Genomic DNA, 22,722 nt, shown 5'->3' on the forward strand with positions numbered 1-22,722 from the left:
CATGTGGAGAGGAGCCCTGACCCAGGGTGAGCACCAAGCCGACCACCACAGACCTCGAGTGGACCGAGTTGGACCAGCGGGCCGTCGACACCGCCCGTGTCCTGGCCGCCGATGCCGTACAGAAGGTCGGCAACGGCCATCCCGGTACGGCGATGAGCCTGGCCCCCGCCGCGTACACCCTCTTCCAGAAGGTGATGCGGCACGACCCGGCGGACGCCGACTGGGTCGGGCGCGACCGTTTCGTACTGTCCGCCGGTCACTCGTCCCTGACCCTCTACACCCAGCTCTACCTGGCCGGTTTCGGCCTGGAGCTGGATGACCTGAAGGCGTTCCGGACCTGGGGTTCCAAGACCCCCGGCCACCCCGAGTACGGGCACACGACGGGCGTCGAGACGACGACCGGTCCGCTCGGCCAGGGTGTCGCCAACGCCGTGGGGATGGCCATGGCCGCCCGCTACGAGCGCGGTCTGTTCGACCCGGAGGCGCCCGTAGGGGAGTCCCCGTTCGACCACTTCATCTTCGCCATCGCCGGTGACGGCTGCCTCCAGGAGGGCATCTCCGCGGAGGCGTCCTCGCTGGCCGGCCACCAGAAGCTCGGCAACCTGGTCCTGCTGTGGGACGACAACCACATCTCGATCGAGGGCGACACCGAGACGGCCGTCTCCGAGGACGTCGCCAAGCGGTACGAGGCGTACGGCTGGCACGTCCAGCGGATCGCCCCGAAGCCGGACGGCGACCTCGACCCGCACGCCATCTACAACGCCGTGCAGGCCGCCAAGAAGGTGACGGACAAGCCGTCGTTCATCGCGATGCGCTCGATCATCGCCTGGCCCGCCCCGAACGCCCAGAACACCGAGGCGGCGCACGGCTCGGCGCTCGGCGACGACGAGGTGGCGGCCACCAAGCGTGTCCTCGGCTTCGACCCGGAGCAGTCCTTCGAGGTCTCGGACGCCGTCCTGAACCACACCCGCGAGGCGCTGGAGCGCGGCCGTCAGGCCAAGGCGGAGTGGGAGAAGTCGTTCCAGGAGTGGCGCAACAACAACGCCGAGCGCGCCGCCGAGTTCGACCGCATCGCCGCGGGTGAACTCCCCAAGGGCTGGGAGGAGAAGCTCCCGGTCTTCGAGGCGGGCAAGGGTGTCGCCACGCGTGCCGCGTCCGGCAAGGTCCTCCAGGCACTGGGCGCTGTCATCCCGGAGCTGTGGGGCGGCTCGGCCGACCTGGCCGGCTCGAACAACACGACGATCGACAAGACGTCCTCCTTCCTCCCGGCGGACAACCCGCTGCCGGAGGCGGACCCTTACGGCCGCACGATCCACTTCGGTATCCGCGAGCACTCGATGGCCGCCGAGATGAACGGCATCGCCCTGCACGGCAACACCCGTGTCTACGGCGGTACTTTCCTCGTCTTCTCCGACTACATGCGCAACGCGGTACGCCTGTCCGCGCTGATGCACGTGCCGGTCACCTATGTGTGGACGCACGACTCCATCGGCCTCGGCGAGGACGGCCCGACGCACCAGCCGGTCGAGCACATCGCCTCGCTGCGCGCCATCCCCGGCCTGAACGTCGTGCGCCCGGCGGACGCCAACGAGACGGCCATCGCCTGGCGCGAGATCCTCAAGCGCTGGACGAAGGTCTTCGGCAAGGGCGCCCCGCACGGCCTCGCGCTGACCCGCCAGGGCGTGCCGACGTACGAGGCCAACGAGGATGCGACGAAGGGCGGTTACGTCCTGTTCGAGGCCGAGGGCGGCACGCCCGAGGTCATCCTGATCGCCACCGGCTCCGAGGTCCACGTGGCCGTCGAAGCGCGGGAACAGCTCCAGGCCGACGGGGTACCGACGCGAGTCGTGTCCATGCCGTGCGTGGAGTGGTTCGAGGAGCAGGACCAGGGGTACCGGGAGAGCGTTCTGCTCCCGTCCGTCAAGGCGCGCGTCGCGGTCGAGGCCGGTATCGGTCTCACCTGGCACAAGTACGTCGGGGACGCGGGCCGCATCGTTTCCCTGGAGCACTTCGGCGCGTCGGCCGACGGCAAGGTCCTCTTCCAGGAGTTCGGCTTCACTGCCGAGAACGTGGCCGCTGTCGCCAGGGAATCGATCGCCGCAGCCCAGCGCTGACGCTGACATAACGACTCGTAGGAGATGCAATTTCCATGACAGACGCACTCAAGCGCCTCTCTGAAGAAGGCGTCGCGATCTGGCTGGACGACCTGTCGCGCCAGCGGATCACGTCCGGCAACCTCGCCGAGCTGATCGACCAGCAGCACGTCGTGGGCGTCACGACCAACCCGTCGATCTTCCAGAAGGCGATCAGCAGCACTGACGGTTACGAGCCGCAGCTCACCGAGCTCGCCGCCCGCAAGGTCACCGTCGAAGAGGCCATCCGCATGATCACGACGGCGGACGTCCGTGACGCCGCCGACATCCTGCGTCCGGTCTTCGACTCGACGGAGGGCCAGGACGGCCGGGTGTCGATCGAGGTCGACCCCCGTCTCGCCCACAACACCCTCGCGACCGTCGCCGAGGCCAAGCAGCTCGCCTGGCTGGTGGACCGTCCGAACACCCTGATCAAGATCCCGGCCACCGAGGCGGGTCTTCCGGCGATCACCGAGGTCATCGGCCTCGGTATCAGCGTCAACGTCACGCTGATCTTCTCGCTGGAGCGCTACCGCAAGGTCATGGACGCCTACCTGGCGGGTCTGGAGAAGGCCAAGGACCGCGGCCTGGACCTCTCCAAGATCCACTCCGTGGCGTCCTTCTTCGTGTCCCGCGTGGACACCGAGATCGACAAGCGGATCGACGCGCTGGGCACCGACGAGGCCAAGGCCGCCCGCGGCAAGGCCGGTCTGGCCAACGCGCGGCTCGCCTACCAGGCGTACGAGGAGATCTTCTCGTCCGACCGCTGGACGGCCCTCGACAAGGCGCGGGCCAACAAGCAGCGCCCGCTGTGGGCCTCGACCGGCGTCAAGGACCCCGCGTACAAGGACACCCTGTACGTCGACGACCTGGTCGCGCCGAACACCGTGAACACCATGCCGGAGGCGACCATGTTCGCCACCGAGGACCACGGACAGATCACCGGCAACACCATCGCCGGTACGTACGAGCAGGCTCGCGCCGAACTCGACGCCGTCGAGAAGCTCGGGATCTCGTACGACGAAGTGGTCCAGCTGCTCGAGGACGAGGGCGTCGAGAAGTTCGAGGCGTCCTGGACCGACCTGCTCAAGTCGACAGAGGCGGAACTGAAGCGCCTCGCCCCCTCGGAGGGCTGAAACCTTGTCAAGCAGCAACCCGCTGCGTGACCCCGCAGACCGACGGCTCCCGCGTATCGCGGGGCCGTCGGGCCTGGTCATCTTCGGGGTAACCGGCGACCTGTCACGCAAGAAGCTGATGCCTGCCGTGTACGACCTCGCCAACCGCGGGTTGCTGCCACCGGGCTTCTCCCTCGTCGGTTTCGCCCGGCGTGAATGGGCGAACGAGGACTTCGCGGCGGAGGTCCACGACGCCGTCAAGGAGCACGCCCGTACGCCGTTCCGTGAGGAGGTCTGGCAGCAGCTCATCCAGGGGATGCGCTTCGTCCAGGGCACCTTCGACGACGACGAGTCCTTCGAGCGGCTGCGCTCGACGATCGAGGAGCTGGACAAGGCGCAGGGGACGGGCGGCAACTTCGCCTTCTACCTCTCCGTGCCGCCGTCCGCCTTCCCGGTGGTCATCAAGCAGCTGAAGAAGCACAAGCTGGCGGACCAGGACAACGGTTCCTGGCGGCGTGCGGTCATCGAGAAGCCCTTCGGTCACGACCTCAAGTCGGCCGAGGAGCTCAACGCGACCGTCGAGGAGGTGTTCGCCCCGGACCAGGTCTTCCGGATCGACCACTACCTGGGCAAGGAGACCGTCCAGAACATTCTGGCGCTCCGCTTCGCCAACCAGATGTTCGAGCCGATCTGGAACCGGTCCTTCGTGGACCACGTGCAGATCACGATGGCCGAGGACATCGGCATCGGCGGCCGGGCCGGCTACTACGACGGCATCGGCGCGGCCCGCGACGTCATCCAGAACCACCTTCTCCAGCTGATGGCCCTGACGGCCATGGAGGAGCCGGCCTCCTTCGACGCGGACGCCCTGGCCGCCGAGAAGACCAAGGTGCTCGGCGCGGTCAAGCTGCCGCAGGACCTCGGCAAGGACACGGTCCGCGGACAGTACGCGGCCGGCTGGCAGGGTGGCGAGAAGGCCATCGGCTACCTCCAGGAAGACGGCATCGACCCCAAGTCGAAGACCGACACCTACGCCGCGATCAAGGTCGAGGTCGACAACCGCCGCTGGGCGGGCGTCCCCTTCTACCTCCGCACCGGCAAGCGTCTGGGCCGCCGCGTCACCGAGATCGCGGTGGTCTTCCAGCGGGCACCCCACTCCCCCTTCGACCACACGGCGACGGAGGAACTGGGCCAGAACGCGATCGTCATCCGCGTCCAGCCCGACGAGGGCATCACGGTCCGCTTCGGCTCCAAGGTGCCCGGCACCTCGATGGAGATCCGGGACGTGTCCATGGACTTCGCGTACGGCGAGTCCTTCACGGAGTCGAGCCCCGAGGCGTACGAACGCCTGATCCTGGACGTCCTCCTGGGCGACTCCAACCTCTTCCCGCGCACCGAGGAGGTCGAGCTGTCCTGGCGGATCCTCGACCCGATCGAGCAGCACTGGGACAAGCACGGCAAGCCCGCGCAGTACCCCTCGGGCACGTGGGGCCCCGTCGAGGCGGACGAAATGCTCGAGCGAGACGGACGGAGCTGGCGGCGCCCATGAAAATAGACCTCACGGACACCACGGCCAGCAAGGTCAACAAGGCGCTGGTGAAGGGCCGCAGGGCCATCGGCACCCCGGCCGTCGGCATGGTGCTGACCCTCGTCATCGTGACCGACGAGGAGAACGCGTACGACGCCCTGAAGGCGGCGAACGACGCCTCGCGCGAGCACCCCTCACGCACCCTGGTCGTCGTCAAGCGCGTCTCCCGCTCCCCCCGCGACCGAACGACGTCCCGCCTCGACGCCGAGGTCAGGGTCGGCGCGGACGCGGGCTCCGGCGAGACGATCGTCCTGCGTCTGTACGGCGAGGTGGTCGACCACGCGGACTCGGTGGTCCTTCCCCTCCTCCTGCCGGACGCCCCGGTGGTCGTCTGGTGGCCGGTGAACGCCCCGCTGGACCCGGCGAAGGACCCGCTGGGCGCCCTGGCGCAGCGCAGGGTCACGGACACGTACGCGGCCGAGCAGCCGGTACGGGAACTCGCGGCACGCGCGGACGCGTACACGCCGGGCGACACGGACCTGTCCTGGACCCGGATCACCCCGTGGCGCTCGATGCTGGCTGCCGCCCTGGACCAGGTCACCTGCGAGGTGGACGCGGTCGAGGTCGAGGGCGAGGAGTTCAACCCGAGCTGCGAGCTGCTGGCGATGTGGCTGGCGGACCGCCTGGACGTCCCCGTGAAGCGCTCGCTCTCCTCGGGCCCCGGCCTGACGGCGGTCCGCATGCGGACGAGCACGGGCCCCATCACCCTCGACCGCGCCGACGGCACCCTGGCGACCCTCTCCATCCAGGGCCAGCCCGACCGCGCGGTCGCGCTCAAGCGCCGTGAGACGGCCGAGCTGATGGCGGAGGAACTGCGCCGCCTGGACCCGGACGACACCTACGCGTCGGCACTGCGGTACGGAGTGGAGCGCCTGACCGCTTCGACAGCACCCGAGACACCCTCACCGGCACCGGCACCGGCGTCCGCGCTCGCACTGGAACCGGCGAAGAGGGAGACCCCGGCGGAGTCCTCGGACAGGGCGACACCGGCCCTGATGCCGCCGGTGAAGAAGGCGACCGCGAAATGAGTACGGCACCGCAGCTCGTCGTCCACCGCGACAAGGAGCTGATGGCCGAGGCCGCGGCGGCCCGCCTGATCACGAAGATCGTGGACGCGCAGGCCTCGCGGGGCTCGGCGTCGGTGGTACTCACGGGCGGCCGCAACGGCAACGGCCTGCTGGCCGCCCTGGCCGCCTCGTCCGCCCGGGACGCCATCGACTGGGCCCGGCTCGACCTGTGGTGGGGCGACGAGCGCTTCCTGCCCGAGGGCGACCCCGACCGCAACGTCACCCAGGCGAAGGCGGCGCTGCTGGACGCGGTGCCACTGGACCCGAGCCGTGTCCACGCCATGCCGGCGTCGGACGGCCCGTACGGCTCCGACGTGGACGCCGCGGCGGAGGCGTACGCGGCGGACCTGGCCAAGGCGGCGACCCCTGAATCCCACGGCCAGGTCCCGACCTTCGACGTCCTGATGCTGGGCGTGGGCCCGGACACCCACGTGGCGTCCCTGTTCCCGGAGCTGCCCGCGGTCCGGGAGACGGACCGCACGGTGGTGGGCGTCCACGGCGCACCGAAGCCCCCACCGACCCGGGTCACCCTCACCCTCCCGGCGATCCGCGCGGCCCGCGAGGTATGGCTGCTGGCGGCGGGCGAGGACAAGGCCGGGGCGGCGGCCATAGCCCTGTCGGGCGCAGGCGAGATCCAGGCCCCCGCAGCGGGCGCCTACGGCAGACAACGCACCCTGTGGCTACTGGACGCCGCAGCAGCATCCCAACTCCCGAGGACGCTGTACCCCCCGGCATCTGCCTGACCGACGCGAACACCTCTGATTACCGGCCGGGCTGAACTTTCCAGCCCGGCCGGCACCATTCAGCCCGTCCGGCGCCTTCCCAGCGCCGGTCCGCACCCTCAAGCCGTCCGGTACTTCCACAACCCCGGCCCCACCCCCAGCCCGTCCGGTACTACTACAACCCCGGTCCGCGCCTCCAGCCCGTCCGGCGTTTGAGGACGAGGCCCCTTCAGGGCCGACAAGGGGGTCTGGGGGCGCAGCCCCCAGGAACGGGATGGGACGGGTAGGGGCGGCGGGGGCGAGAAAAACCCCTACCTCCCCCGCAGCTCCCGATACTTGGCAACCAACGCCGTGGTGGACGCATCCAACCCCACCACCTCCACCCCCTCCGTCAACGCCGGCTCAACCCGCTTCGCCAGCACCTTCCCCAGCTCAACCCCCCACTGGTCGAACGAGTCGATGTTCCAGACGGCACCCTGGACGAACACCTTGTGCTCGTAGAGCGCGATCAGCTGGCCGAGCACGGACGGAGTCAGCTCGCGCGCGAGGACAGTCGTCGTCGGGTGGTTGCCCTGGAACGTCTTGTGGGCGACCAGTTCCTCCGGCACCCCCTCCGCCCGCACCTCCTCCGGCGTCTTCCCGAACGCCAGCGCCTGCGTCTGCGCGAAGAAGTTGGCCATCAACAGGTCGTGCTGGCCCTTGAGTTCGCCGCTCGTTTCGCCCACCGGCTCGGCGAACCCGATGAAGTCCGCCGGGATCACCTTCGTCCCCTGGTGGATCAACTGGTAGTAGGCATGCTGCCCGTTCGTCCCCGGTGTGCCCCACACCACGGGCCCGGTCTCCCACTCCACCGGCAGCCCGTCCCGGTCGACCGACTTACCGTTGGACTCCATGTCCAGTTGCTGCAGATACGCCGTGAACTTCGACAGATAGTGCGAGTACGGCAGCACCGCATGCGACTGCGCGCCGAAGAAGTTGCCGTACCAGACCCCCAACAGGCCCAGCAGCAAAGGCGCGTTGCTCTCCGCCGGAGCCGTCCGGAAGTGCTCGTCGACCAGCGCGAACCCGTCCAGCATCTCCCGGAACCGCTCCGGCCCGATCGCGATCATCAGCGACAGCCCGATCGCCGAGTCGTACGAGTACCGGCCACCGACCCAGTCCCAGAACTCGAACATGTTCGCCGTGTCGATCCCGAAGTCGGCGACCTTCCCGGAGTTCGTCGACAGCGCCACGAAATGCCGCGCGACCGCCTTCTCGTCACCGCCGAGGCCCGCCAGCAGCCACGAGCGGGCCGACGTCGCGTTGGTGATCGTCTCGATCGTCGTGAACGTCTTCGACGCGACGATGAAGAGGGTCTCGGCGGGATCCAGGTCCCGCACCGCCTCGTGCAGATCCGCGCCGTCGACGTTCGACACGAACCGGAACGTCAACTCCCGTGCCGTGAACGCCCGCAACGCCTCGTAGGCCATCGCCGGGCCCAGATCCGAGCCCCCGATACCGATGTTGACGACATTCCGGATACGCCGCCCCGTGTGACCGGTCCACTCACCCGACCGCACCCGCTCCGCGAACCCGGCCATCCGGTCCAGCACCGCGTGCACGGCCGGCACGACGTTCTCCCCATCGACCTCCACCACCGCGCCACGCGGCGCCCGCAGCGCCGTGTGCAGCACCGCACGGTCCTCGGTGATGTTGATCCGCTCACCCCGGAACATGGCATCCCGCAACCCGAACACACCAGTGGCGGCGGCCAGTTCGCGCAGCAGCCCCAGCGTCTCGTCCGTGATCAGGTGCTTGGAGTAGTCGATGTGCAGGTCACCGACCTGGAGCGTGTAACCGGCGCCGCGATCGGGATCGGTCGCGAACAGGTCCCGCAGATGGGCGTCCGCCAGCTCCTCACGGTGCTTGGCCAAAGCCGTCCACTCGGGCGTCTGGTTGAGCCTGTTCCGGCTGTCTGCGTTCATCTCGGACTTCCGCCTCTTTCATGCTTGGGCCCCGCTACCGGTCTCAACCTACAGATACGTCCGACGTCAGCGCCGGTATCAGTGCGGCGACCGACAGCACGAAGAAAGCGGCAGCGAGCAGTGCCGGCGTGTTCAGTCCCCACGCCGTCGCGACGGCTCCGCCCAGCAGCGCACCAAATGGTGCTCCAGCGACCGCCAGCGTCCGGAAGGCCGAGCTGATCCGGCCCAGCATCGCGGCGGGGCTGCGGCTCTGCATCAGCGTCGTCGTATTGACGTTCCACACCATCCCCATGAGCCCGAACACCGCCAGGGCTGCCACCAGCACGACCAGGCTGCGCACCGAACCCATGACGACCAGCGCGCCGATCTGCACAGTTCCGGCGAGCAGCACTGCCCGTATCCGCCCGAGCCGATCGACGAGCCGGCCGTTCAGCAAACCGCCGGCGAGGCTGCCAACCGTGTACGCGGTCATCGCCGCCGCGTAGCCTCCGTTGCCCGCGTCCAGCCAGCGAGTCACCAGCAGCACCATCGTCGCGATGAGGGCGCCCATGCCGACGTTGCACAGTGCCGTGGCCGCGCACAGGCCACGCAGTGGCACGTCGTGCCACAGGGCGCGCAGGCCCGCCGCGATCTCCGCGCGCAGGGTGCTTCCCGCCGGTCTCGGCGTCCGCGCGGGCACGTCGGGGCGCAGCGAGGCGACCAGGGCCGCCCCGACCAGGAAGGTGACGGCATCGGCCGCGAACGGAACGGCCGCACCCAGCACGATCAGTACAGGCACCACCGGAGCGGCCAGCAGACCGCCCGCGACGCGCTGCCCGGTCATCAGGCGGGCGTTCGCGCCGCCGAGCGCCTCCTTGTCGACCAAGGTCGGCAACAGGGCTGTCGAGGCGTTGTCGAAGATGGTCTGAAGGGTGGTCAGCGCGAAGGCGAGCGCGACGAGCAGGCCGATCGAGGCGTGCCCGAGGCCGACGGCCACGGCGAAACAGGCGACCAGCAGCCCTCGTAGCGCATCGACCGTCCACATGGCGCGCCGCTGGTCGACCCGGTCCGCGACGGCCCCGCCGAGCAGTCCGAAGACGAGCCAGGGCAGATAGCCACAGGCCGTCACGGAGGCGATGAGCAGGGGGTTGTCGGTGAGTGTCGTGGCAAGCAGGGGCAGTGCCGCCGTGCGCAGCGCGTCGCCGAAACTGGAGAGTACGGCGGCGCTGAACAACCGCCCGAACCCCCCGCGCCACGCGGGCACACGCGCTCCCGCCAACTCGACCGTCGTCACCATTTCCCCCTCGCGGTTCGCCGATTCACAAACCGTAGAGGGCACCACTGACAATCGGTCCGGGCGCCGGTGGCCGACGCCCCGTCAAACGGCTCCGGCCAGGCACCTTTCGGTGCCTGGCCGGCCGTCAACTACTAGATCTCGCCCCGCAGTTTGGCGAGGGCTTCGGCGAGGATCGCCTCGCCGTCCGCGTCGCTGCGCCGTTCCCGTACGTACGCCAGGTGCGTCTTGTACGGCTCGGTGCGCGGCGGGTCCGGCGGATTGTCCCGGTCCTGTCCGGCGGGAAAGCCGCAGCGCGGACAGTCCCAGGTGTCGGGGACCTGCGCGTCGCTGGCGAAGCTGGGCACCGTTTCGTGTCCGTTGGAGCACCAGAAGGAGATGCGCAGACGCGGCGCGGACTCGCCACGCTCGGCCTCGCCCATCGGCCCCGCCCCGACCCGGCTTCCTCGGATCGCGTTGCCACTTGCCACGGTCGTAACTCCCTGCGTAATGGTGCCGCGAAGCGAGTCGGCGTTTTCGCTCCGTTGCGAGCGCCTCAGTCTACGTAAGGCCCAACGCGCGTCCAGTGCTTGGAGTTACAGGCCCTGCACCAAGACGCAAGCCCCATGATAGGCCGCCCTTGGCAGGGCGTACCGAACATGGGGCCTTACGTGCGGAATGTGCGTGCGTAATGTGCTGTCGTACCGGTATTTGACGACCGGTGTCAGCCGCTGATCAGTTGTTCACCTTCATCAGGATGCCGAGTACGACAATGGACGCGAACCACAACAGGCCGATCACCACGGTGATGCGGTCGAGGTTGCGCTCGGCGACCGAGGAGCCGCCGACGGACGACTGCATGCCGCCACCGAACATGTCGGAGAGGCCGCCGCCCTTCCCCTTGTGCATCAGCACCAGCAGCATCAGCAGCAGGCTGAAGACGATCAGGGCGATCGAGAACCCCAAAACCACGGCTGGACCAACTTCCTCGGATTCTGATGGACGACGGGGCCGAAACCCTCATTCGGAACGCTCGGCGCACCAAATACTAGTTTCGGCCCCGCAAGAGTACGACGGATCGTCTCTAGCGCATACTCACTGGTCGCGGAACCGAACGATCTTGACGAACTCGTCGGCGTCCAGCGAGGCACCGCCGACCAGCGCGCCGTCGATGTCGGGCTTCGCCATGATCTCGGCGACGTTCCCGGACTTCACCGAGCCGCCGTACTGAATGCGTACGGCGTCGGCGACGTCCTGGGAGTAGAGCTCGGCGAGCTTCGCGCGGATCGCCCCGCAGACCTCCTGGGCGTCGTCGGAGCCGCAGACCTTGCCGGTGCCGATGGCCCAGACGGGCTCGTACGCGATGACGACTGTCTCGGCCTGCTCGGCCGTGATGTCCTTGAGACCGCCCTCGACCTGCGCGAGCGTGTGGGAGACGTGGTTGCCCGCCTCGCGGACCTCCAGCTCCTCGCCGACGCACAGGATCGGGGTGAGGCCGTGCTTGTAGGCGGCCTTCACTTTGGCGTTGACGAGCTCGTCGGTCTCGTTGTGGTACTGGCGGCGCTCCGAGTGGCCGATCGCCACGTAGGTGCACTTGAGCTTGGCCAGCATCGGGCCGGAGATCTCACCCGTGTAGGCGCCGGTGTCCTGCGCGGAGATGTCCTGGGCGCCGTATTTGATCTTCAGCTTGTCGCCGTCGACCAGGGTCTGGACCGAACGCAGGTCGGTGAAGGGCGGCAGGACCGCGACCTCACAGGCCTCGTAGTCCTTGTCCGCGAGGGCGAAGGCGAGCTTCTGGACGTGGGCGATGGCCTCGAGGTGGTTGAGGTTCATCTTCCAGTTGCCCGCCATCAGGGGCGTGCGAGTGGTCATGTGCGGGGTCAGCCTTCCAGTGCGGCGAGACCGGGAAGCGTCTTGCCCTCAAGGTATTCGAGGGAGGCGCCGCCGCCGGTCGAGATGTGGCCGAATGCGTTCTCGTCGAAGCCCAGGATGCGCACGGCGGCGGCGGAGTCTCCGCCGCCGACGACCGTGAAGGCCGGGGAGTCGAGGAGGGCCTGGGCGACCGCCTTGGTGCCCTCGGCGTAGTCGGGGTGTTCGAAGACGCCCATGGGACCGTTCCAGAAGACGGTGCCGGCGTCGGCGAGCTTCGAGGCGTACAGCGTGCTGGACTCCGGACCGATGTCCAGGCCCATCCGGTCGGCGGGGATCGCGTCCGCGGCGACGGTGACCGGGTTCGCCGGAGCCTTGGTCTTCAGGTCCGGGAACGACGCGCCGGCCAGCACGTCGACGGGGAGGACCAGCTCGACGCCGTTCTTCTCCGCACGCTCGATGTACTCGTTGACGACCGGGAGCTGGTCCTCCTGGACGAGGGAGGCACCGATCTCGTACCCCTTGGCCTTGAGGAAGGTGAACAGCATGCCGCCGCCGATGAGGATGCGGTCGGCCTTTCCGAGGAGCTGGTCGATGACGGCGAGCTTGTCGGAGACCTTGGCGCCGCCGAGGACGACGACGTAGGGCCGCTTGACGTCCTCGGTGAGCTTCTTGAGGACGCCGACCTCGGTGGCGATGAGGTAGCCGGCGTAGTGCGGCAGACGGGCCGGCAGGTCGAGGACCGAGGCGTGTCCGCGGTGCACGGCGCCGAAGCCGTCGCCCACGTAGACGTCGGCGAGGGCGGCGAGCTGATCGGCGAACTCGCCGCGCTCGGCGTCGTCCTTGGACGTCTCACCGGCGTTGAAGCGCAGGTTCTCGAGCACCGCGACCTGGCCGGCCTTGAGGCCGTTCACGGCGTCGTGGGCGGCGGGGCCGACGGTGTCCTGGGCGAAGGCCACAGGGGCGTCCAGGAGCTCGCCGAGGCGCTCCGCGGCGGGCCGCAGGGAGAAGACAGGGTCCGGGGCGCCCTTGGGGCGGCCCAGATGGGAGGCGACGAGGACCTTGGCGCCCGCGTCCGCGAGGGCCTTGACGGTGGGCAGGACGGCCCGGATGCGGCCGTCGTCGGTGATGACTCCGTCGGCCAGCGGCACGTTGAGGTCGGCGCGGACGAAGACCCGCTTGCCGTCGACTCCTTCGGCGAGGAGTTCGTCGATCGTCTTCATGAAAGGGGGCTCCTAGGGAGGGCTCTTTGGTACGGGAGGGGCTGGATCGATCAACACGCGCCACAGGGCTCGGGCAACGCCGCGTCGCGTTGCCCGAGCCCTGTGCTCACATCGAAGTGCCTGCTCCGGTACTCAGAGCTGGTTGCCGACGAAGACCGTCAGGTCGACGAGGCGGTTGGAGTAGCCCCACTCGTTGTCGTACCAGCCGATGATCTTCACGCTGTTGCCCTGCACCATGGTCAGCGAGGAGTCGAAGGTGCAGGAGGCCGGCCAGCCGACGATGTCCGAGGAGACGATCGCGTCCTCGGTGTAGTCCAGGTAGCCCTTCAGCTGGCCCTGGGCGGCCTTCTGGAACGCGGCGTTGACCTCTTCCTTGGTCACCACGCGCTCCGTCTCGACGACCAGGTCGGTGACGGATCCCGTCGGGACCGGCACTCGCATCGCCATGCCGTTGAGCTTGCCCGCCAGCTCCGGGATGACCACGCCGAGGGCCTTGGCCGCACCGGTGCTCGCCGGGATGATGTTCTCGGCGGCGGCGCGGGCGCGGCGCAGGTCCTTGTGCGGGAAGTCCTGCAGACGCTGGTCGCTGGTGTAGGCGTGAACCGTGGTCATCAGGCCCGAGACGACGCCGAAGTTCTCCAGGAGAACCTTGGCCATCGGCGCCACACAGTTCGTGGTGCACGAGGCGTTGGAGATGATGTGGTGGTTCGCCGCGTCGTACTTGTCCTCGTTGACGCCGAGGACGATCGTGATGTCCTCGTCCGAGGCCGGAGCCGAGATGAGGACCTTCTTGGCCCCACCGGCGATGTGCTTCGCGGCGTCGGCCTTCTTGGTGAAGATGCCGGTCGACTCGATGACGATGTCGACGCCCAGCTCACCCCAGGGGATGTCGGCCGGGTCGCGCTCGGAGAGCACCTTGATGATGTGACCGTCGACCGTGATCGTGTCGGCGGTGTGCGACACCTCGGCCTTGAGACGGCCCAGGATGGTGTCGTACTTGAGCAGGTGAGCGGTGGTCGCGGTGTCACCCAGGTCGTTGACAGCCACGATCTCGATGTCAGCACCCTGCTCCAGCAGCGCGCGGAAGTAGTTACGACCGATGCGGCCAAAGCCGTTGATGCCTACGCGGATCGTCACGAACCGATCTCCTCGTTGGTACGCCGGCTTACGTGCCGGCGAGTTGTATGGGATGTCCCCGACCGCCTACGACCCTACCTCTCTGCGGCGCCGGTGGTGACATCGAGATGCCCCATACACGGCAGGGCGGCCCGTACCCGTCAGTAGGGGTACGGACCGCCCAGGTTTTGCACCGTGATTACCCGATCGAAATCGGTGCGATCACCCGATGAAACGGGGGCTGATCAGTTCTTCAGCGCGGAGAGCGCCTTGCCGAGAAGCACCTTCCGGTCGGCCGCCGTGGTGACGTGCTCCAGGCCGAAGCCCAGCAGCACGGTGTCGCCGGTGGTGACCGCTCCGTACGTCTTGAACAGCTCGCCCGCCAGGCCCCAGTCCTTGATGACCGCGGGGCTGCCGGCGGGCGGCCCGAGAACGCTCCAGGCGCCCAGGGACGTCTCGAAGCCCTCGACCGCTCCCGGCGTGCCGCCGATCACGACGGTGGCGTTGTCGGCGAGGACGCCGCGTCCGCCGGAGCCGGGGTCGGTGATGTAGCTGAGCGAGATCTCCACCTTCTTGCCGGCGTAGGCGGACAGGTCGAAGTTGACCTCCTGCCAGCCCGCGGAGGCCCCGGTGAAGCTGTTCCAGGAGCCGCTGGTCCCGGTGGGCGTGCAGCCGCCGGAGCCGAGGGTCAGATAGCGGGTGAGCGCCGGGTGGCCCTGGATGAAGAACCCGGCCTCGCACTCGGCGGGCACGGTGGTGCTGGTCGCGCCGCCCTTCTCCGGGAGCGTGGTCCAGTCGTCGGCCCCGGCCGTGTGGGCTTCGAGTACGGCGTGGTCGTAGCCCTCCTCCGTGTCCCACAGGAGCTGGGTACGGAAGGTGGGCGCGGCTGCCGCGCTCACCCCGGTGAGGTCGATGGTGCGGGCGAGGCGGTTCCAGGCGTAGTCGCTGTGGGTGACGGCCGCCATGGAGGAGCCCGCGTACGGTCCGTACGGGTTGGGGGTCCCGGGGTAGCCGCCCGCGCCCGCGCTGGCGAACTGCGGGAAGGTCGTCGCGGACAGGTTGTCCGAGGTGACACTGAAGGACCCGGCCGCGTTCAGCGGGTTGCCCGGCGCGTCTCCGAGGGCGCCGCCTGCGCCGGCGAGCTTTCCGGAGCCGTTGAAGGCGGTGACCGAGGGCAGGGTCGTACGGGAGTAGGCGCCCAGGTAGTACTGGCTGAAGTCGTTCGACAGGGTGCCTCCGCCGAGGTCGACGGAGCCGCCGGCGCTCTCGCCGGCCTCGACCAGCTTGCCGCCTTCGTTGAGGTAGGCGCGCAGTTGCAGCTGGGTGGCGTTGCCCGGTCGTACGGCGCCCGTGTAGTGGACGACCGTCTTGAAGTGGTCGAGGACGCCGAGCGCGTCGGGCGCGCCCAGGGCGGCGACGTCCCAGACGAGCGGCTTCCTGCCGTTGGCCTTCAGCGCGTCGACGTAGGTCTGCGCCTGTGTGGCGGTCGCGCCCTCCTCGGCGACGACCAGTGTGTCGGCACGCGGCCGCTCGGCGACCGTGTAGGTGAAGCGTGTGCTCCTGGTGGGCTTTTTGGCCTTGGTCTCGCCGGTGAACCAGACCTCGACCTTGTCGCCCGGGTCGCCGTCGGTGACCTTGGCGCGGTACTCGTCGAAGTACAGGTTGTCGGCACCGCCGAAGGTCTCGCCGCCCTTCCACGCCTTGAGCGTCACGCTGTGCGTACGGCCGCCGTTGACGCGGTACTTGAGTTCCTTGTGGCGTACGGACTTGCGTACGACGACCGAGACCTCCTGGTCGGCGCCGCGCGAGTACGAGGTGGTGAAGGGTGCCGGGGTGAAGTCCGGGGCGGCGATGCCGACCGAGGACTTCGGCTGGTCGGGCCTGGCCGCAGACTCGGCCACCGACAGGGCGAACGGGACGTTCTTGGCGAACTCCTGCTGGATCAGCTTCTCGTCGTCCGGGAAGGTGAAGACCGAGGCACAGTCGGCCGCGTTCCAGGCGTCGTCCGGGTAGAGGTTCGACGCGGTCTGGCAGGTCGACATCTCCGGGGTGAACATCGCTGTGCCGTTGACGTTGGCCGCGTGGCCGTCCGCCTCGCCGTTGGTGGTGTACAGCTCGGAGGAGAGCTGGGGGTGGTAGCCGGGGATCGCGGAGTTCTCCGGTGTACCGGCGAGCGACTTGTAGAGGACGTCGTCGGGGCTCGGCGAGGCCACCTGCCAGCCGACTCCGTAGAGGAGGAGTTCGGCGGCGGAGTGGTAGTTGATGCCGTACGTGAAGCCGATGCGCTTCTCGAAGGCGTCCAGGGCCTTGGTCTCGGGCTCGGAGCCCGAGCCGGCACCGCGGTAGGTCTCACTGGTGGGGAACGGGGACGATCCCTCGTTGTCGTAGCCCCACTTGTAGGCGAAGTTGCGGTTGAGGTCGACGCCGTCGCCGATGGTGATGGCGCCGTCGCCGTTGACGTCCCGCAGGTTCTTGCGCCACTGGCGGTCGCCGTCGGCCTTGTGGGTGAAGTCGTAGCCGTCGGGGTTCGCCGACAGGACGAACCACAGTTCGGTCGAGTCGACGATCTTCTTGACGCGCTTGTCCTTGGAGTAGTTGTCCAAGTAGTAGTGCATCAGCCGCCGGGTCATCTCCGGCGTGATCCATTCACGCGCGTGCTGGTTCGAGATGTACAGGACGGACGGCTTGGCGCCGTCCTTGGTCTTCTTCGCGCCCTTGGTCAGTTTGAGCGCGAGGATGTCCTGCCCCCGAAGGGTCTTGCCGATGGACACGACCTTGGTCAGGGCCGGGTTCTGCTGCGCGGTGCGGAGGATCTCCTCCTTGAGGTTTCCCGCGCCGCTGTACGGCCGGAAGACACCGTCTCCGGCGGCGGCCACGCGCGCGCGTGCCTTTGCCGTGAGCGTGTGCTCCTTGAGATCGACGCCCTTGTCCTCCAGCTGGTCGGCCTGTTTGTCGGTCAGGTAGACCTCGACCGTGGCCGTGCCCTTGTCCGGTGCCTGCTCCCCGAGTTCGTGACCGTCCTGGCCGGCCGCGAGGAGCAGGGGTATCTGCGCCTTCGTGACCTCGGCCCGGAAAACCTTGACCTCGTCGGCGCCGGATGTGCCGGCACCCTCCGCGGCCACGGCGACGGGCGCGAGCCCCGCGCCGCCCAGCAGGAGTGCGCCGGCGGCGAGGATCGTTCTCGCTCTGCGTCTCATGTACCCCCCTAGCGATGGTCCGCCGCAGTGGCGGGCCAGATGCCAGGCTCATGACACTTCATGATCCAGTCAAGGGGGCACCAACAACTGACAAACGCCGATACCGGCACCCAAGTGGGCACCGGTACCGGCGTGGTGAGGGTGGGTCAGCCGCGTGTGAGGCTCCGTCAGCCCGCGTCGGCCATCTCTTCGGTGAGGTTGGACTCCGTCCCCGGAATGCCCAGGTCCTGGGCCCGCTTGTCGGCCATGGCGAGCAGTCGGCGGATCCGGCCCGCGACGGCGTCCTTGGTCAGCGGCGGGTCGGCGAGGGCGCCGAGCTCCTCCAGGGAGGCCTGCTTGTGCTCCATGCGCAGCTGTCCGGCCGCCGCGAGGTGCTCGGGGACCTCTTCGGCGAGGATCTCCAGCGCGCGCTGGACCCGGGCACCGGCGGCGACTGCCGCGCGCGCGGAGCGTCGCAGGTTGGCGTCGTCGAAGTTGGCCAGGCGGTTCGCGGTGGCGCGGACCTCCCGGCGCATCCGCCGCTCCTCCCAGGCCAGCACGGACTCGTGTGCGCCGAGCCGGGTGAGGAGGGCGCCGATCGCGTCCCCGTCGCGGACGACGACCCGGTCGACGCCCCGCACCTCGCGGGCCTTGGCGGCGATCGAGAGCCGTCGGGCGGCGCCGACGAGGGCGAGCGCGGCCTCGGGGCCGGGGCAGGTCACCTCAAGGGACGAGGAACGTCCCGGCTCGGTGAGCGAGCCGTGGGCCAGGAAGGCGCCTCTCCAGGCCGCCTCCGCGTCACACGTGGCCCCGGAGACCACCTGCGGGGGCAGGCCTCTGATCGGGCGCCCACGGCCGTCCACGAGCCCTGTCTGGCGGGCCAGCTGGTCACCGCCCGCGACCACCCGGACCACGTAACGGGAGCCGCGGCGCAGTCCGCCGGGCGCCATCACGATCAGTTCGGAACTGTGGCCGAAAATCTCCAGGATGTCCCGCTTGAGCCGACGGGCCGCCATCGCGGTGTCCAGCTCCGCCTCGATCACGATGCGCCCGCTCACCAGGTGGAGGCCGCCGGCGAACCGCAGAATGGCGGAGACCTCCGCCTTCCTGCAGCAGGTACGGGTGACGGGGAGCCGGGAGATCTCGTCCTTCACCGCTGCCGTCATCGCCATGGGCCGATCCTTCCATGCATCCGAAAAATACGGTCGTACGCGGCGGCCAACAGCTCCGTATCGTGCCGAGGAGATCCGTCGGTCCGGGCCACCGGCGCCAGCTCGACCGCGGCTCCGAACCGCTTGGCGGCATCGGTCAGCAAGTCGCGGTCGGGCACGGCGGCCTCGTCGGCCAGCACCACGTCCAGGGCGAGTTTAGGGGCGTGTCGTCCCAAAACCTCCAAATGACGCTGCGGTGAGAAGCCTTCGGTTTCTCCAGGTTGCGGCGCGAGGTTCAGCGAGAGTACCCGGCGGGCCTTCGTCTCGGTGAGCGCCTCCAGCAGCTCGGGCACCAGAAGGTGCGGAATCACGGAGGAGAACCAGGATCCGGGCCCGAGAACCACCCAGTCGGCGTCCAGAACGGCGGCGACGGCTTCCGGGACGGCGGGCGGGTCGTGCGGCACCAGGTGCACGGTCTGCACCTCGCCCGGCGTCAACGCGACGTTCGCCTGTCCCCGTACGGTGTCGACATCGTCGGGCCGATCCGGGTCGTGGCCCTTCACCAGGGCCTGCAGTTCCAGCGGTACGGCGGACATCGGCAGGACCCGGCCGTGCGCGCCCAGCAGCCTGCCGACCAGGTCGAGGGCCTGGACGTGGTCGCCGAGCTGCTCCCACAGGGCGACGATCAGCAGGTTGCCGACCGCGTGTTCGTGCAGGTCGCCCTTGGACTGGAAGCGGTGCTGGATGACGCGGGCCCAGGTCTGGCCCCAGTCGTCGTCGCCGCACAGGGCGGCAAGGGCCTTGCGCAGGTCGCCCGGCGGCAGGACGCCCAGCTCGTCGCGCAGACGGCCGCTGGAGCCGCCGTCGTCGGCCACGGTGACGACAGCGGTCAGGTCGCCGGTGATCCGGCGCAGTGCGGCGAGGGAGGCGGACAGGCCCATGCCGCCGCCCAGGGCGACGACCTTGGGCTGGGCGCCCCGGCGACGCGGCCTGGCGCCGCGGGCCTCGACGGGCCGGCCCGCGCGGCCCTCGGAGGTCACCGTCACCCGGCGCAGCCTGCCCAGCCGCGGTGTACGTCCCGTCATTCCCGTCCCATGTCCCGGTGCACGATCACGGTCTCCACGCCCTGCGAGGCAAGGCGGGCGGCAAGCTTCTCGGAAGTGGCGACGGAACGGTGCTTGCCGCCGGTGCAGCCCACCGCGATCGTCACATAGCGCTTGCCCTCGCGGCGGTATCCGGCGGCGATGAGCTGCAGCAGCTCCGCGTACCGGTCGAGGAACTCCTTGGCGCCGGGCTGGTTGAAGACGTACGCCGACACCTCCTCGTTGAGGCCGGTGTACGGGCGCAGCTCCGGGACCCAGTGCGGGTTGGGCAGGAACCGCATGTCCACGACCAGGTCGGCGTCGACCGGGAGGCCGTACTTGAAGCCGAAGGACATCACCGTGGCCCGCAGCTCGGGCTCCTCGTCGCCGGCGAACTGGGCGTCCATCTTGGCGCGCAGTTCGTGCACGTTGAGGCTGGAGGTGTCGATCACCAGGTCGGCGTCGCCGCGCAGCTCGCGCAGCAGTTCGCGCTCGGCGTCGATGCCGTCGACAATGCGGCCGTCGCCCTGGAGGGGGTGCGGCCGGCGGACCGACTCGAAACGGCGCACCAGGGCGTCGTCCGAGGACTCCAGGAAGACGATCCGCCGGGTGACGCCCTTCGCCGCCAGATCGGCGAGCGACTCACGGAGGTTGTCGAAGAAACGCCTGCCTCGTACGTCGACGACGACCGCGATCCTGGCGACGTTGCCCTGGGAGCGGGCGCCGAGCTCCACCATGGTGGGGATCAGCGCGGGCGGCAGGTTGTCGACGACGAACCAGCCGAGGTCCTCCAGACACTTGGCGGCCGTCGAACGGCCGGCTCCGGACATACCGGAGATGATCACCAGCTCTGGGATGGCCGCCTCGGCGGTCCCGGCTGTCTCGATGCCCGTACCCACTTGCTCTCCGTCTTCCTGGCCCGGTGGTGCCTGGCCCGCCGTCTCGCCCGGTGCCGGGCCCTCGGCGTGCCGCGAGCGATCATCGCCCGCTTCCTTGTGACCTGTCTGGCCGTCCACTGTGCGCTCGGCCTTCGGTGTCTCGTGCTCGGTCATTTCTCCTGCCCCCGTCGCTCGTCCGGGGCGCCCGCGGCTACGGGCTCCCCCGGGGCATCCGCCCTCGTCCCGGATGCCCCGTCCTGCGTGTCCGGCGTGTCCGCCGTGTCATCCATGATCTCTCCGGTCGCCGTGTTCACGGCGGGCGCGGCCGGGGCCGTCTGTGCGAGGGCCACGGCGATCGTCTCGGCCGTCTTCTGGCCTATGCCGGGAACCTCGCGGATCTGGTCGATTGTGGCGGACCGCAGCTTCTTCACCGAGCCGAAATGCTTGATCAGTGCCTGCTTCCGAGCTTCGCCGAGTCCGGGCACATCATCCAGTGGGCTCGCCCGGAAGCGCTTGGCCCGTTTGACGCGCTGATAGGTGATCGCGAAGCGGTGGGCCTCGTCACGGACGCGCTGGAGCAGGTACAGGCCCTCACTCGTACGGGGGAGGATCACCGGGTCGTCCTCGCCGGGTACCCAGACCTCCTCCAGGCGCTTGGCGAGGCCGCAGACGGCGATGTCGTCGATGCCCAGTTCGTCCAGTGCCCGCTGGGCGGCGGCCACCTGCGGCTGTCCGCCGTCGACGACGACGAGCTGCGGCGGATAGGCGAACCGCTTGGGCCGCCCCTCGTCGTCCTTCAGGTCATCGCCGGGTTCCCGGCCGGTTCCCCGGCCGGATTCCTGGCCGTCGGTGCCGTCGGCCCACTCCCCGGTCTTCTCCTTCTCGGCGATGTAGCGCTTGAAGCGGCGGCCGATCACCTCGTGCATGGACCGGACGTCGTCCTGCCCCTCGAAGCCCTTGATCTGGAAGCGGCGGTACTCGCTCTTGCGCTGCAGGCCGTCCTCGAAGACGACCATCGAGGCCACCACGTCGTCGCCCTGGAGGTGGGAGATGTCGTAGCACTCGATCCGCAGCGGGGCGCTGTCCAGGTCGAGGGCCTCGGCGATCTCCTCCAGGGCGCGCGAGCGGGTCGTCAGGTCGGAGGCGCGCTTGGTCTTGTGCAGCATGAGCGATTGTTGGGCGTTGCGCTGCACGGTCTCCATGAGGGCCTTCTTGTCGCCGCGCTGCGGGATGCGCAGCGAGACGCCGGATCCACGCCGCTCCGCCAGCCACTCCTGGACGGGTTCCACGGGGTCCGGCAGCGCGGGGACGAGGACCTCCTTGGGTACGGAGTCGCCCTTCTCCTCCCCGTAGAGCTGCTGGAGGGCGTGCTCGACCAGCGCCCCGGTGGTGATCTCCTCGACCTTGTCGGTCACCCAGCCCCGCTGGCCGCGCACCCGCCCACCGCGGACGTGGAAGATCTGCACAGCCGCTTCCAGCTCGTCCTCGGCCACCGCGATCAGGTCGGCGTCGGTCGCGTCGGCCAGCACGACCGCGCTCTTCTCCATGGCCTTCCTGAGGGCCTCGATGTCGTCGCGCAGCCGGGCCGCCCGCTCGTACTCCATGTCCTCGGCCGCTTCCGTCATCCGCTGTTCGAGCCTGCGGATGTACGTCCCCGTGCGGCCGGCCATGAAGTCGCTGAACTCGTCGGCCAGTTCGCGGTGCTCCTCGGCCGTGACCCGCCCGACGCAGGGCGCCGAGCATTTGCCGATGTAGCCGAGGAGGCAGGGGCGGCCGGTGCGGGCGGCGTTCTTGAAGACTCCGGCCGAGCAGGTGCGCACCGGGAAGACGCGCAGGAGCAGGTCCACGGTGTCGCGGATCGCCCACGCGTGTCCGTACGGCCCGAAGTAGCGCACGCCCTTGCGCTTCTGACCGCGCATCACCTGCACGCGCGGGTACTCCTCGTTCATCGTCACCGCGAGATACGGGTAGCTCTTGTCGTCGCGGTACTTGACGTTGAAACGGGGGTCGTACTCCTTGATCCAGGAGTACTCCAGCTGGAGCGCCTCCACCTCCGTGGACACCACCGTCCACTCCACGGAGGCGGCTGTGGTGACCATCGTGCGGGTGCGCGGGTGGAGACCGGCCAGATCCTGGAAGTAGTTGGCCAGGCGCTGGCGCAGGCTCTTCGCCTTCCCGACGTAGATCACCCGGCGGTGCTCGTCGCGGAATCTGTACACCCCGGGAGAGTCCGGGATCTGTCCCGGCTTGGGGCGGTAGCTGGAGGGGTCGGCCATGTCTCACACCCTACTGGCGGGGTGTGACAGCGCGGTGATCCTGTGGACGGCCACCGCAGGGCCTCGGGAAGCGGTCGGCGGGAGGGAGAGCCTCGGCGGTCGCGCATGTTG

The 22,722-nt window shown here is 69.2% G+C and carries 17 protein-coding genes; 5 read left to right on the forward strand and 12 right to left on the reverse strand.

Annotated elements, in window-relative coordinates; translation table 11 throughout:
- Positions 1–26 precede the first annotated feature (26 nt).
- Genes tkt through pgl form a run of 5 tightly spaced genes read left to right on the forward strand, consistent with a single transcriptional unit; the run spans position 27 to position 6,645 of the window.
- Positions 27–2,114 (forward strand): transketolase, encoded by a 2,088-nt coding sequence (gene tkt, locus OG241_RS13555; protein ID WP_405815550.1) that lies wholly within the window; start codon positions 27–29, stop codon positions 2,112–2,114.
- A 35-nt stretch (positions 2,115–2,149) separates the two neighbouring features.
- Positions 2,150–3,268 (forward strand): transaldolase, encoded by a 1,119-nt coding sequence (gene tal / locus OG241_RS13560; RefSeq protein ID WP_405815551.1) that lies wholly within the window; start codon positions 2,150–2,152, stop codon positions 3,266–3,268.
- A 4-nt stretch (positions 3,269–3,272) separates the two neighbouring features.
- Complete coding sequence (gene zwf / locus OG241_RS13565; protein ID WP_405815552.1) at positions 3,273–4,796, forward strand: glucose-6-phosphate dehydrogenase; 1,524 nt, start codon at positions 3,273–3,275, stop codon at positions 4,794–4,796.
- Positions 4,793–5,863 (forward strand): glucose-6-phosphate dehydrogenase assembly protein OpcA, encoded by a 1,071-nt coding sequence (opcA, locus tag OG241_RS13570; protein WP_405815553.1) that lies wholly within the window; start codon positions 4,793–4,795, stop codon positions 5,861–5,863. Before zwf ends, opcA begins: the two co-directional genes overlap by 4 nt.
- Entirely contained in the window at positions 5,860–6,645 is a 786-nt protein-coding gene (gene pgl / locus OG241_RS13575; RefSeq protein ID WP_405815555.1) for a 6-phosphogluconolactonase, read from the forward strand. The genes opcA and pgl overlap by 4 nt, the downstream gene beginning before the upstream one ends.
- Positions 6,646–6,935: 290 nt before the next feature.
- Here pgl and pgi read toward each other — a convergent pair whose 3' ends face one another.
- From pgi to uvrC, 12 genes are all read right to left on the reverse strand, one after another.
- Entirely contained in the window at positions 6,936–8,588 is a 1,653-nt protein-coding gene (gene pgi, locus OG241_RS13580; RefSeq protein WP_405815556.1) for a glucose-6-phosphate isomerase, read from the reverse strand.
- A gap of 43 nt (positions 8,589–8,631) precedes the next feature.
- A complete protein-coding gene (locus OG241_RS13585; RefSeq protein WP_405826186.1) occupies positions 8,632–9,861 on the reverse strand; it encodes an MFS transporter in 1,230 nt (409 codons plus the stop codon).
- A 134-nt stretch (positions 9,862–9,995) separates the two neighbouring features.
- Entirely contained in the window at positions 9,996–10,331 is a 336-nt protein-coding gene (locus OG241_RS13590; protein WP_078077905.1) for an RNA polymerase-binding protein RbpA, read from the reverse strand.
- Positions 10,332–10,575: 244 nt separating this feature from the next.
- Positions 10,576–10,812, reverse strand: a complete 237-nt coding sequence (secG, locus tag OG241_RS13595) for a preprotein translocase subunit SecG (protein WP_006373292.1) — start codon at positions 10,810–10,812, stop codon at positions 10,576–10,578.
- 123 nt (positions 10,813–10,935) lie between these two features.
- Positions 10,936–11,712, reverse strand: a complete 777-nt coding sequence (gene tpiA / locus OG241_RS13600; protein WP_405815557.1) for a triose-phosphate isomerase — start codon at positions 11,710–11,712, stop codon at positions 10,936–10,938.
- A gap of 8 nt (positions 11,713–11,720) precedes the next feature.
- Positions 11,721–12,932: a phosphoglycerate kinase gene (locus OG241_RS13605; protein ID WP_405815558.1), complete on the reverse strand. Its 1,212-nt coding sequence runs from the start codon at positions 12,930–12,932 to the stop codon at positions 11,721–11,723.
- Positions 12,933–13,064: 132 nt separating this feature from the next.
- Positions 13,065–14,069: a type I glyceraldehyde-3-phosphate dehydrogenase gene (gap, locus tag OG241_RS13610; protein ID WP_405815560.1), complete on the reverse strand. Its 1,005-nt coding sequence runs from the start codon at positions 14,067–14,069 to the stop codon at positions 13,065–13,067.
- Positions 14,070–14,293: 224 nt separating this feature from the next.
- A complete protein-coding gene (locus tag OG241_RS13615; RefSeq protein WP_405815561.1) occupies positions 14,294–17,245 on the reverse strand; it encodes a M14 family zinc carboxypeptidase in 2,952 nt (983 codons plus the stop codon).
- Positions 17,246–17,412: 167 nt separating this feature from the next.
- Complete coding sequence (gene whiA, locus OG241_RS13620) at positions 17,413–18,396, reverse strand: DNA-binding protein WhiA (protein ID WP_319093721.1); 984 nt, start codon at positions 18,394–18,396, stop codon at positions 17,413–17,415.
- Positions 18,387–19,460 (reverse strand): uridine diphosphate-N-acetylglucosamine-binding protein YvcK, encoded by a 1,074-nt coding sequence (gene yvcK, locus OG241_RS13625; protein ID WP_405815563.1) that lies wholly within the window; start codon positions 19,458–19,460, stop codon positions 18,387–18,389. The genes whiA and yvcK overlap by 10 nt, the downstream gene beginning before the upstream one ends.
- A complete protein-coding gene (gene rapZ / locus OG241_RS13630) occupies positions 19,457–20,509 on the reverse strand; it encodes an RNase adapter RapZ (RefSeq protein WP_405815564.1) in 1,053 nt (350 codons plus the stop codon). Before rapZ ends, yvcK begins: the two co-directional genes overlap by 4 nt.
- Positions 20,506–22,611 carry an excinuclease ABC subunit UvrC gene (uvrC, locus tag OG241_RS13635; RefSeq protein WP_405815565.1) on the reverse strand — a complete coding sequence of 702 codons (2,106 nt, stop codon included), beginning with the start codon at positions 22,609–22,611 and terminating at the stop codon, positions 20,506–20,508. The genes rapZ and uvrC overlap by 4 nt, the downstream gene beginning before the upstream one ends.
- Between the last annotated feature and the right edge of the window lie 111 nt (positions 22,612–22,722).

This window comes from Streptomyces sp. NBC_01390, assembly GCF_045040105.1.
Classification (GTDB): Bacteria; Actinomycetota; Actinomycetes; order Streptomycetales; family Streptomycetaceae; genus Streptomyces.